10 protein-coding genes and 1 pseudogene are annotated in these 9,680 nt (G+C 41.3%); 9 read left to right on the top strand and 2 right to left on the bottom strand.

Going from position 1 to position 9,680, the window contains the following annotated elements:
- Both STRDD04_RS06945 and dnaJ read left to right on the top strand, forming a co-directional pair.
- Positions 1–462: DJ-1/PfpI family protein (locus STRDD04_RS06945; protein WP_231853909.1), on the top strand; the 462-nt coding region annotated here is incomplete at its 5' end.
- 269 nt (positions 463–731) lie between these two features.
- A complete protein-coding gene (gene dnaJ, locus STRDD04_RS06940; protein WP_062200610.1) occupies positions 732–1,865 on the top strand; it encodes a molecular chaperone DnaJ in 1,134 nt (377 codons plus the stop codon).
- A 28-nt stretch (positions 1,866–1,893) separates the two neighbouring features.
- Here dnaJ and STRDD04_RS06935 read toward each other — a convergent pair.
- Both STRDD04_RS06935 and STRDD04_RS06930 read right to left on the bottom strand, forming a co-directional pair.
- Positions 1,894–2,133, bottom strand: a pseudogene (locus tag STRDD04_RS06935) (transposase); the annotation flags it as partial.
- A 311-nt stretch (positions 2,134–2,444) separates the two neighbouring features.
- Positions 2,445–2,909, bottom strand: a complete 465-nt coding sequence (locus STRDD04_RS06930) for an NUDIX hydrolase (protein ID WP_082757370.1) — start codon at positions 2,907–2,909, stop codon at positions 2,445–2,447.
- A gap of 126 nt (positions 2,910–3,035) precedes the next feature.
- On the opposite strand from STRDD04_RS06930, the gene truA reads away from it, so the two are divergent.
- From truA to STRDD04_RS06895, 7 genes are all read left to right on the top strand, one after another.
- Positions 3,036–3,785 carry a tRNA pseudouridine(38-40) synthase TruA gene (gene truA / locus STRDD04_RS06925; RefSeq protein ID WP_062200608.1) on the top strand — a complete coding sequence of 250 codons (750 nt, stop codon included), beginning with the start codon at positions 3,036–3,038 and terminating at the stop codon, positions 3,783–3,785.
- Positions 3,775–4,536 (top strand): bifunctional hydroxymethylpyrimidine kinase/phosphomethylpyrimidine kinase, encoded by a 762-nt coding sequence (locus STRDD04_RS06920; RefSeq protein ID WP_062200607.1) that lies wholly within the window; start codon positions 3,775–3,777, stop codon positions 4,534–4,536. The genes truA and STRDD04_RS06920 overlap by 11 nt, the downstream gene beginning before the upstream one ends.
- Positions 4,526–5,020 carry an ECF transporter S component gene (locus tag STRDD04_RS06915; RefSeq protein WP_062200605.1) on the top strand — a complete coding sequence of 165 codons (495 nt, stop codon included), beginning with the start codon at positions 4,526–4,528 and terminating at the stop codon, positions 5,018–5,020. The genes STRDD04_RS06920 and STRDD04_RS06915 overlap by 11 nt, the downstream gene beginning before the upstream one ends.
- 16 nt (positions 5,021–5,036) lie before the next feature.
- Positions 5,037–5,603 carry a TIGR01440 family protein gene (locus STRDD04_RS06910; protein ID WP_062200603.1) on the top strand — a complete coding sequence of 189 codons (567 nt, stop codon included), beginning with the start codon at positions 5,037–5,039 and terminating at the stop codon, positions 5,601–5,603.
- A gap of 196 nt (positions 5,604–5,799) precedes the next feature.
- Positions 5,800–7,083 (top strand): trigger factor, encoded by a 1,284-nt coding sequence (gene tig, locus STRDD04_RS06905; RefSeq protein WP_062200601.1) that lies wholly within the window; start codon positions 5,800–5,802, stop codon positions 7,081–7,083.
- A gap of 163 nt (positions 7,084–7,246) precedes the next feature.
- On the top strand, positions 7,247–7,849 hold the full coding sequence (gene rpoE, locus STRDD04_RS06900; protein ID WP_062201392.1) for a DNA-directed RNA polymerase subunit delta: 603 nt from the start codon (positions 7,247–7,249) through the stop codon (positions 7,847–7,849).
- A 514-nt stretch (positions 7,850–8,363) separates the two neighbouring features.
- The gene (locus STRDD04_RS06895) at positions 8,364–9,047 is read left to right on the top strand and encodes a B3/B4 domain-containing protein (RefSeq protein WP_062200600.1); all 684 of its coding nucleotides are present in this window, start codon (positions 8,364–8,366) and stop codon (positions 9,045–9,047) included.
- The last annotated feature ends 633 nt before the right edge of the window (positions 9,048–9,680 follow it).

The following is a 9,680-nucleotide window of genomic DNA, read 5'->3' as shown; positions in this document are numbered from 1 at the left end:
GAAGTAGTCATCGAAGACTATTCTTGTGTTATTTTGCCAGGAATGATAAATATTGTCCCTGCTTTGCATGATGAAAAATTGATTTCTTTCCTAAGAAGTTTGAAGCAGCAAGAGATTTTAATTGCAGCTATTTCATCAGCGCCGATTTTATTGGCAAAAGCTGGTTTGTTGAAGGATACTAAATTTACTGGTGGGATTTGGCAAAACTTCTTTGACTATTTTGAATTTCTTCCTAGGAAAAATTTCAAAGCTCAAGTTGTTCTACAAGATAAAAACATCATTACAGCTGTTGGCTTTGCACATCAAGAGTTTGCAAGAAAAATTCTTCTAAGTTTAGGTTTGGTAGATAATGCTGACAACTATTTTAAAGAACGGAATCAGTATTCGGAAGAGGACTTGATATTTACTCTATCGGACGAAGAGTTTGATGAAGTGAAGCGGAGTATAGACAACACCCTCTAAAGATTTAGCTATAAATTACAGAAAGGAACAAAGAGTGTTCATGGATTGAACCCGAGTTCCAAAATTTCTTATATAATATAAAAGAAAGGAATTGAACCCGACCTAAATCGTGGTTCAATTCGTAACATCAATAGAAAGGAACATGGGTGTTCGCAACTGAACACGGGCTACGGACAGTGCCAAAAAGATAGTTTTTTCTAGGACGCAAGTGTCCGTCGTCAAAACTCCTAGATGGCTATGTCCGTTTGACGCCCTTTGTATCTTGAATCATGAACAATACAGAATTTTACGACCGTTTAGGTGTCTCTAAGAATGCTTCTCAGGATGAGATCAAGAGAGCCTATCGGAAATTATCTAAAAAGTATCACCCCGATATTAATAAAGAAGCTGGGGCGGAGGACAAATACAAAGAAGTCCAAGAGGCTTATGAAACGCTGAGCGACGAACAAAAGCGGGCAGCCTATGATCAATACGGTGCAGCGGGAGCTAATGGTGGCTTTGGCGGCGGTGCAGGCGGCTTCGGTGGCTTTGATGGCTCCGGCTTTGGTGGCTTCGAAGACATCTTCTCTAGCTTCTTTGGTGGCGGTGCTTCGCGTAATCCTAATGCTCCGCGCCAAGGGGACGATCTTCAGTATCGTGTGAATCTCCGCTTTGAAGAAGCCATTTTCGGGGCTGAGAAGGAAATCAAGTATAACCGTGAAGCGACTTGTCATACCTGTGCTGGGTCTGGTGCCAAGCCAGGGACTAGTCCTGTTACCTGTGGCCGCTGTCATGGCTCAGGTGTCATCAATGTCGATACCCAGACACCGCTTGGCATGATGCGTCGCCAAGTGACCTGTGATGTCTGTCACGGCCGAGGAAAAGAAATCAAAAGTCCTTGTGAAACCTGTCATGGAACGGGGCATGAAAAACAGGCTCACAGCGTCAAGGTCAAAATCCCTGCTGGTGTGGAAACTGGTCAGCAGGTCCGTCTGTCTGGTCAAGGTGAGGCAGGCTTTAATGGCGGCCCTTATGGTGATCTTTATGTCGTGGTCCAAGTTGAGCCGAGTGACAAGTTTGAGCGAGATGGCTCTACCATTTACTACAAGCTCAATCTCAACTTTATCCAAGCAGCTCTTGGTGACAGTGTGGATATTCCAACTGTTCACGGGGATGTTGAACTGAATATTCCAGAAGGAACACAGACTGGCAAACGTTTCCGTCTGCGTGGGAAGGGAGCACCAAGTTTGCGTGGCGGTAGCATGGGTGACCAGTATGTTACTGTCAATGTTGTGACACCGACTGGCCTCAACGACCGTCAAAAAGCAGCCCTCAAAGACTTTGCAGCAGCTGGGAATATCAAAGTTAATCCCAAGAAAAAAGGCTTCTTTGACAAGATGAAAGATGCCTTTGAAGGAGAATAATACCTCAATGTCAACTGTAGTGGGTGACTTATAATGAAGCACGAGAGAGAATTAGATTGGTTCTCTCTTTTGTGATGTTCAAAGCGATGAGAATTTTAGTTTTGGAGTTTCGAAATCCAAAAGAGTTACGCTTGATAACCTTGATGGGTTTGTTGGTTGCCTCCAACTTGGCGATGGAATAAGGGGATTCAAAGGCATTAGTAATGTAAGCCTTGTATTTGAGAAAGATTTTCAAGACAGCTTTAAAGGCTGGATTGACAGCAGGTAGGGGCTTGATCATCCGGTTTATCTTGTAGAGGATACAGGTTTGACATTATAAGACGAATAAAATTTTGATGTTTTTATCTTTCAATCTGATTGAATCTGTGGAATTGAAAGGTGTTGTATATGAGTCTTTCTAATGAGTTGTTTGAGCGCTTTTCATTATAAGTCATAGGGGTCTTTTTTGGTAAACAGAAAAAACTCCACAATACCTCTAGTGGGTATCCCCACTACAGATATTATAGAGCTTTTTAAACTAGGAAACCAAGCTTTTTATGATAGGTTTAAAGATATTACTTTCACTGATTCGGAAATCACTCAGTTCTTGGTCACAAAGTGTTGGATTCCGTGATCTGCTTTAGTGAAGAAGTGTGGCAAAAAATCAGGGAAAATCCGATGTTTTTTCAGGTCTTGAATAGGAATCCACTGAATCTTTTCTAACTTATCTGGGCTGGGAAATTGTTGACCTTTGGGTTTCATGAAATAACATAGACAAATCTCATGACAGTCCAAATCTTTCAAAATTCCTGTGGAGTTAGAAAAGAAATTCTCGTGGATGTAAGCTAAGCGATCAATTTCGTAAAGTTGGCCAGTCTCTTCCAAAACCTCTCTGAGGCAGGCTGCTTCAGTCGTTTCTCCGAATTGAACCGCTCCGCCAACGGAGTAAAGATAGTCTTCGCTGGGTAGTCTCATGAGGCAAAGTGCTTCTTCTTCGATAATCAGAGCGGCAGCTCGATAGCGAAAACGCTGATTTTCAACAGTATAAGAGATATCTTTTGTCAATTCTATGGCCTCCGTCATCTGTCCAGTATAAGTGTTTTTATTACTTTTGTCAATCCTAAATCTGTCCCCGGACAGTCTTTCTGTTTTAGGCTTGCTGGGGGCTTTTTTTCCTGCTAAAATAAACACATGATACGATATAAAGCTATTATTTCCTACGATGGGTATGGCTTTGCTGGCTTTCAGCGACAGCCCCATGCTAGGAGTGTTCAGGAAGAGATTGAAAAGACCTTGACCCGTATTAATAAAGGGCGGCCTATAGTGGTTCATGGAGCAGGCCGAACCGACAGTGGTGTTCATGCTCTGGGTCAGGTACTCCATTTTGATTTGCCGGAGGAGCGGGATGAAGAGAAGTTACGCTTTGCGCTAGATACGCAGACGCCGGAGGATATTGATTTTATCTCTGTGGAACGAGTGGCAGAGGACTTTCACTCTCGCTACAATAAGCATAGCAAGACCTATGAGTTTCTGGTGGACATCGGCCAGCCTAAAAATCCCATGATGCGCCATTATGCCACGCATTATCCTTATCCTTTGGACCTGAGTCTGATAGAAGAAGCGATTGCTCAGTTAGAGGGGACACATGATTTTACAGGGTTTACGGCTTCGGGAACCAGTGTAGAAGACAAGGTTCGAACTATCACTGAGGCCAAGGTCCGCTATGATGCAGAGCGAAATTTTCTGGTCTTTACCTTTTCAGGTAATGGCTTCCTCTATAAGCAGATTCGCAATATGGTCGGCACCCTGCTCAAGATTGGCAATAAGCGTATGCCGGTAGACCAGATTCAGAGGATTTTAGCTGAAAAGGATCGTCATCTGGCGGGGCCAACAGCTGGTCCAAATGGTCTTTATCTAAAGGAGATTCGTTATGAAGAATAAACTGATTCTAGCTCTTTCGGGCAATGACATTTTCAGCGGTGGCGGACTACATGCCGATTTGGCTACCTATACAGTCAATGGCCTGCATGGGTTCGTAGCTGTAACTTGCCTGACGGCTATGACTGATAAGGGATTTGAGGTCATTCCAGTTGAGGAAGAGGTTTTTGCCCAGCAGTTAGCCAGTCTCAAGGATGTTCCTTTTTCTGCTATTAAGATAGGACTTTTACCCAATCTGGAAATAGCAGAGCAGGCTCTGACTTTTGTTAAGGAGCATGCGGATATACCAGTAGTGCTGGATCCTGTCCTGGTCTGCAAAGAAAATCATGATTTGGAAGTCAGTGCGCTGAGAGAAGAAATCATCAAGTTTTTCCCTTATGTCAGCATCGTCACGCCTAATTTGGCAGAGGCTCAGCTATTGACCCAAAAAGAAATCAAAAGTCTAGCAGATATGCAGGCAGCGGCGAAGGAACTCTATGATTTAGGGGCCAAGCATGTGGTGATTAAGGGCGGCAATCGCTTAAGCAAGGAGCGGGCGGTGGATGTTTACTATGATGGTCAAGATTTTGAAATCATGGAATCGCCAGTGCTAGATAGCAACAATACCGGAGCAGGCTGCACTTTTGCTTCCAGCATTGCCAGTCAGCTGCTTCTAGGCGAGTCTCCGCTTGCAGCTGTTCAATTTTCCAAAGACTTTGTCTATCGTGCCATTCAAAATGCAGATCAATATGGAGTAGTACAATATGAAAAATAATCAGACACACAAAATTATTTTGTTATCAATTATCACAGCTTTATCAGTTGTTTTGGGATATTTTTTGAAAATCCCAACACCAACAGGTTTTCTTACCCTCTTGGATGCCGGAATTTTTTTTACAGCCTTTTACTTTGGCAAGCGTGAAGGAGCGGTAGTTGGAGGTTTATCGGGCTTTCTGATTGATTTGATTGCAGGCTATCCTCAATGGATGTTTTTCAGTCTCGTGATTCATGGTTTGCAAGGTTATTTTGCTGGTTTTAAGGATAAGGGCCGGTATGTGGGGCTGATCTTAGCAACCGTAACGATGGTTTGCGGTTATGCTTTGGCTTCTACTTTAATCTTTGGTAGTGGAGCTGCTCTGCCTGAGATGATTCCAAATTTCTTTCAAAATATTTTGGGAATGGTCGTTGGTTTCGTCTTGGTGAAATTGCTTCCCAAAACAGTGGAAAACGGACGTTCTGATAAAATAAGACAGGTATGAAAGAAAGGATTCAAGCATGCAAGATTTACAGGAAATCAAACAGCAAACTAAGACAATTCTAGCAGATGTTTTAGAAAAGTCTGCTCTTTCGTCAGGCAGTATCTTTGTCTTGGGTCTGTCGTCCAGCGAGGTTCTTGGTGGTCATATTGGCAAGAATTCCAGTCTTGAAATTGGGGAAGTCATTGTCAAGACGCTCTTGGATGGTCTGTCAGAGCAGGGGATTTACCTAGCTGTTCAAGGCTGCGAGCATCTCAACCGTGCTCTGGTTGTGGAACGTGAATTGGCAGAAAAGAAGGACTTGGAAATTGTTAATGTCTTGCCAAGCATACACGCAGGCGGGAGTGGGCAACTTGCAGCTTTCAAGTACATGAAAGATCCTGTCGAGGTGGAATTTATCACTGCTCATGCGGGCTTGGACATTGGAGATACAGCTATCGGCATGCATGTCAAGCATGTGCAAATACCGATTCGCCCTGTTTTGAAAGAAATAGGCTCAGCCCATGTCACAGCTTTGGCCAGCCGTCCCAAATTAATCGGCGGTGTACGAGCAAATTACCTAGAAGATAGGATTCGAAAAGCCTAATGTTTAAGAGGGACTTTCTGAAAAAAAGTCAGGAAAAGTAGAAGAATAGCCTAATTTCATCCTTGTTTTTACTTACTGTCATTGATTTGTGAAAAAACTATTCGAAATCAGTAAAAAATAGAAATTAAGTTTTGAAAAAACTTGCAATTATGATATAATAGCTTGTATTCAATAAATTTTAAGGAGAAATGACAGAATGTCTGTATCATTTGAAAACAAAGAAACAAATCGCGGAGTTTTGACTTTTACCATCAGTCAAGAACAAATCAAACCTGCTTTGGACCGCGTATTTAACTCAGTAAAAAAAGATATTGCTGTACCAGGTTTCCGTAAAGGACATCTTCCACGTGCTATCTTCAACCAACGCTTTGGTGAAGAAGCACTTTACCAAGACGCTTTGAACGCGCTTCTTCCAGAAGCATACGAAGCTGCTGTCAAAGAAGCAGGTATTGAAGTGGTGGCTCAGCCTCAATTTGATGTGGCATCTATGGAAAAAGGGCAAGACTGGGTAATCACTGCTGATGTTGTGACAAAACCTGAGGTAAAATTGGGTGCTTACAAAGACCTTGAAGTATCTGTAGAAGTTTCTAAGGAAGTTACTGATGCTGAAGTGGATGAGCGTATTGAACGTGAACGCAACAACTTGGCTGAGTTAGTTCTCAAAGAAGGTCCAGCAGCAGAAGGCGACACAGTCGTAATTGATTTTGTTGGTTCTGTAGACGGTGTCGAATTTGATGGCGGAAAAGGCGACAATTTCTCCCTTGGCTTAGGCAGTGGACAATTCATCCCAGGATTTGAAGATCAATTGGTCGGACATTCAGCTGGTGAGACAGTTGATGTTGTTGTCACTTTCCCAGAAGACTACCAAGCAACTGACCTTGCAGGTAAAGAAGCTAAATTTGTTACAACAATTCACGAAGTAAAAGAAAAAGAAGTTCCAGCACTTGATGATGAACTTGCAAAAGACATCGACGAAGAAGTTGAAACTCTTGATGAACTGAAAGAAAAATACCGCAAAGAATTAGCAGAAGCAAAAGAAGCTGCTTACAACGATGCAGTTGAAGCGGCAGCGATTGATCTTGCAGTAGAAAATGCAGAAATCGTTGAACTTCCAGAAGAAATGATTCATGAAGAAGTGCACCGTGCCGTTAATGAATTCCTTGGAAATATGCAACGTCAAGGTATTTCACCTGATATGTACTTCCAAATCACTGGTACAACTCAAGAAGATCTTCACAAACAGTACGAAGCAGATGCAGAATCTCGCACTAAGACAAATCTTGTTGTAGAAGCAGTTGCTAAGGCAGAAGGTTTTGAAGCTAGTGATGAAGAAATTGAAGCAGAAATTACTTCACTTGCAACAGATTACAATATGGAAGTTGAACGTGTCCGTCAATTACTTTCAGAAGATATGCTGAAACATGATATTGCAATCAAAAAAGCTGTTGAAGTAATCACAAACTCTGCAAAAGTAAAATAGAACAGTTAAGAAGCCATAGTTTCAACTATCGGCTTTTTCTCTGTCTAGAATACAATAAGTGAGTGAAATTTCTTTGACGAATCTGGAAATTTATCGTACAATAGAAAGTAGCGAAAAATTGGAATAGGGCTGAAAGCCTTTATGAACTTAAAGGAGAATGATTTTGGAATTAGAAGTATTTGCTGGGCAGGAAAAAAGTGAACTTTCTATGATTGAAGTAGCGCGTGCAATCTTAGAATTGCGTGGCCGTGATCATGAGATGTACTTTAATGACCTTGTTAATGAAATTCAAAATTATCTGGGAAAATCAAATAGCGAAATCCGTGAGTTTTTGCCATTATTCTATACAGAATTGAATGTTGACGGGAGTTTTATTCCGCTTGGTGACAATAAGTGGGGGCTTCGTTCTTGGTATGCGATTGATGAGGTAGATGAAGAAATCATTGCACTTGAAGAAACAGACGAAGACGAAGGCTCTAAAAAACGTAAGAAGAAGCGTGTTAATGCCTTCATGGATGGTGACGAAGACGCGATTGACTACAGCGATGATGATCCAGAAGATGAGGACTCTTACGAGGCAGACCCTTCTCTGTCATACGATGACGATAATGCAGATGACGAGAAGAGTGAAGTGGAAGCCTATGATGCTGAAATCAACGAAATCGCTCCGGATGATCTGGGAGAAGAAGTGGAGCTCAACGAAGAAGATGAGGACTACTCTGACGATGATGTTGATGTTGATGTTGAAGGTGAAGAAGACGAATAATCAAAAAGAAGCAGGCTAAAACTGCTTCTTTTGCTTGAAGTAAGAATGTAATTGGCCATCCATGAAAAATTTATAGTCTAACAAGACAAGATGATGCAAACAGAAATGATATTCTGAAAGGAGAGATAACATTTATATTTGCTTTTAGTAGTGGCGAATGAGCGCTAAGTTGGACGAAAGCTTTAATGGAAATTTTTAGGTTGGAGATGGTATTTTCGATAGGAACTGGAAAAGTGGACGGCAAAAACTAATCAAAGTTCGTTTATTTAGTTTGCAATTTTTTGCTTCTTTGAACAGATTTGATGACAACTTCGCTTCTTTTGTCTCCTGGGTTCCACCAATCGTTTAAGGAATTATTGAAGTAATACAACACAGCCCTGCTTTGAGAAGGGAAATGGAGTTTTTCAGCAACAATTCTCTTAGTTTCCTAAAAAAACAACAAAAGCTATTAAAATATGGTATAATATATAAAAAATACCTTGCAAACAACGATACTATACGGAGGTGACTTGTTATGAAATTTGTCATTGATAAAAGCTTAGCGGAACTTGGAATTACAAGCGTGGTGATTGGGATTGCCAAACATGTAGATCCACATGCTCCTCTCTCTGAGGCTTTTTTGAAGAGGCAGAAAGAAGCAGAAGCATGGGCTTTGAATTGTGATCTTGCTGAGGTGTCCGACCGTCCGACTATTCAGGGGTATAGGAATTTACTGCAGGCTGTCGGCCGCAGTGTCAAGAAAAATCCGCCCACTGTGCCAGCCTTAATTCGCAATATTCAGCATCGCGGCTCAATTCCTCGAATTAACAGTATTATTGATGTTTATAATGTAGAAGCACTGCATTCTCTGCTGGCCATCGGTGGGCACGATCTTGATAAAATTGGAAATCAGATTGAGTTTACAGTCAGTCAAAAAGAGGATGTTTTCTTGCCTATTTTATCCAAGGAGAAACATGTTTCCCCGACGGATTACGTTTATCGAGACGAAAAAGGAATTCTAGCTTGGTTGGATGTTCGTGACAGTGAGAACTATAAATTTGATGATAATACAAAGAATGCGATTTTTATCATTCAGGGTAATGCTCACACATCTGTTGATATGCGTTTAGAAGCTCTAGACCGGATTGCTCACGATTTGGCAGAAGCTATGCCAAATCTAAAATTCGAGAAATATGTAATCCATGCAGAAAAAAATTAGAGCGAATTAGCTGAGAATCGGAACAGTTGCTTTGCAAAATCGTTTTGCTTAGTGTTGCCTTAAAATTGCAACACTAGAAAAAATAAGCATAGTTTTCTTCATGTTTTGCTCTGTCCAGCTTTAAAACTCAGCCGCTGTTTTCACCGTACTTTTTGACGAGCATCGGTGACTGCCAGATTTTGTGAGCTTTATCTTCTTGCATTCTAAGTGCAGTTGCCAACTCTTTTCTGAATAGAAAAGTCAAGATTTCATCGGCTGACTTGTTGTGTGAAACTATTCGTTTCGCATTTTCGGCATGAGAGAGCTAGTCTAGTATTTCCTTGTGTCAGCTCACTAAATGGTATTTTGCTGAGATAAATTATCACTGATGAGATAGAATTCTTCTCGATTTCTGCTTGCAAATCTGGTATGTAGTAGATGAAGTGGAATTACCTCTGATAAACTTTCGCTGTCATACATGTTAGAGACTTAAGTCTCACTTTATCTTATTTATTAAAGCTAAGTGGTATTTTTTCTATTAACGAAGCTATTTAACAATTGGATTTTCTTTTTTTATTCAGCAACACCGCGATTCTCTAGCCCTGACAAGGGATCGAGGATTAATGTCTATTTAAGATATTCAAAAAAAGTTTC

Origin of the sequence: Streptococcus sp. DD04 (genome assembly GCF_001578725.1) — a bacterium.
In the GTDB taxonomy this organism is placed as follows: domain Bacteria; phylum Bacillota; class Bacilli; order Lactobacillales; family Streptococcaceae; genus Streptococcus; species Streptococcus sinensis.
This window is presented reverse-complemented; position numbering and strand designations above follow the sequence as displayed.

Bases quoted from the DNA above. Each gene is read 5' to 3' on its own strand.
- dnaJ (WP_062200610.1), top strand. From the start codon at position 732: ATGAACAATACAGAATTTTACGACCGTTTAGGTGTCTCTAAGAATGCT.
- STRDD04_RS06915 (WP_062200605.1), top strand. From the start codon at position 4,526: ATGAAAAATAATCAGACACACAAAATTATTTTGTTATCAATTATCACA.
- STRDD04_RS06910 (WP_062200603.1), top strand. From the start codon at position 5,037: ATGCAAGATTTACAGGAAATCAAACAGCAAACTAAGACAATTCTAGCA.
- STRDD04_RS06920 (WP_062200607.1), top strand. From the start codon at position 3,775: ATGAAGAATAAACTGATTCTAGCTCTTTCGGGCAATGACATTTTCAGC.
- STRDD04_RS06895 (WP_062200600.1), top strand. From the start codon at position 8,364: ATGAAATTTGTCATTGATAAAAGCTTAGCGGAACTTGGAATTACAAGC.
- truA (WP_062200608.1), top strand. From the start codon at position 3,036: ATGATACGATATAAAGCTATTATTTCCTACGATGGGTATGGCTTTGCT.
- tig (WP_062200601.1), top strand. From the start codon at position 5,800: ATGTCTGTATCATTTGAAAACAAAGAAACAAATCGCGGAGTTTTGACT.